1 protein-coding gene is annotated in these 1,654 nt (G+C 67.6%); it reads right to left on the reverse strand.

From position 1 onward, the window contains the following. Positions 1-44: 44 nt before the first annotated feature. On the reverse strand, positions 45-1,654 hold a 1,610-nt coding region (hflX, locus tag EB084_24895; GenBank protein ID NDD31502.1), incomplete at its 5' end, for a GTPase HflX.

The following is a 1,654-nucleotide window of genomic DNA, read 5'->3' on the forward strand; positions in this document are numbered from 1 at the left end:
AGATGTCGACGACGCGCCCCCCCGTCTTCTGCTGTGCGCGCAGCCTAACCGACGACACGTCCGGTCTCCTTCCAGAGCGACTCCTCGAGGGCGCGGGTGAGGCGAGGCAGGGTCTCGCGGTCGGTTGCGGAGACGCAGATGGCGCGGTAGCGCTCGCGGATCTCCTCGACCTGCTCCGGATCGAGGCGGTCTTCCTTGTTGAACACCAGCAAGATGGGCGCGTTGTCGACCCCCAGGTCGCTGAGAAGCTCGTCGACCGCAGACATCTGCTCTTCGAAGGCGGGGTTCGACATGTCGACCAGGTGAATGATGAGGTCGGCCTCGCGCAGCTCTTCGAGGGTTGCGCGGAAGGCGTTCACCAGATCCTTGGGCAGCTCGCGCATGAAGCCCACCGTGTCGGCCAGGATGAGCTCGCGCTTCTCGGGGAAGCGCATGCGCCGCGTGGTGGGATCGAGGGTGGCGAAGAACTTGTTCTCTGCGAGCACTTCGGCGCCGGTCAGGGCGTTGAGCAGGGTCGACTTGCCCGCGTTGGTGTAGCCCACGATCGACACCACGGGAATGCCCGCCTGCTCGCGCTTCTTGCGCCGCTCGTCACGCCCGCGCGAGAGGGCCTCGATGTCGCGCTCGAGGCGGGTGATGCGGGTCTGCACCTGGCGCTTGAGCTCCTCGATCTTGGTCTCGCCGGGACCGCGGGCGCCGATGCCGCCCGTGATGCGGCTGAGGCAGTCGTCCTTGAGCACGAGGCGGGGCAGCGAGTACTTCAGCTGGGCGAGCTCGACCTGGATCTTGCCCTCGCGGCTCTGGGCGCGCTGGGCGAAGATGTCGAGAATCAGCTGGGTGCGGTCGATGATCTCGAGCTCGGTGAGGTCGCCGATGTTGCGCACCTGCGAGCCGCTCAGCTCGTGGTCGAAGATGATGAGGTCGGCGCCGCGCTGCAGGCTGCGAATGAAGATCTCGTTCATCTTGCCGCGGCCCACCACGGTGCGGCCGTCGAGCTGCGCGCGGCGCTGCATGATCTCGTCGACCACCACGAGATTGGCCGAGCGGGCGAGCTCGCGCAGCTCGTCCATCGACTCTTGCGCTTCTTCGCGGCTGCCGCGGCTCACGTGCACGAGAATGGCGCGCCGACGGCGATCGCCCACGGCCTGGGCGGTGCGGGCCTTGGTGGCGAACTCGCTCTCGAGGGCTTCGATGAAGGCGCTGAAGTCGATGTCGAGGTCGTGCACCGCCCGCGGGGGGAGAACCTCCCACGTCATGAGATCGCCGTTGGCCTCGCCTCGCGTGGGCACCAGGTGGGCCAGGTGCACGGGGCCGGGCAGGCCGCTGTCGAGGGCCTTCACCACGAGCATGAGGTCGAAGCGAAGCAGGGCGAGGTCGGTGAGGTCATCCTGGCTGACCCCCTCGTCGCTGAGCCGCGTGTGGATGCAGCGCAGCCCGCGGAAGCGCGCCCGGCTCACGCGGTAGCGCCCCATCTCGCTGATGGTGATGCCCTTGGCGTCACCCACGATGACGTCGACCACGTTGCCCTTGCGATCAACGAGAATTCCCAGCACGCGGCCGCTCTCTCGAGACAGCTCGGTGAGCGCGCGCGCGAGCTCCGGGCTGATGACCTGATGGGGCGAGATCTTGCGCGTGTACAGCTTCTCGATGCGCT

The sequence above is a fragment of the Pseudomonadota bacterium genome (assembly GCA_010028905.1).
In the GTDB taxonomy this organism is placed as follows: domain Bacteria; phylum Vulcanimicrobiota; class Xenobia; order RGZZ01; family RGZZ01; genus RGZZ01.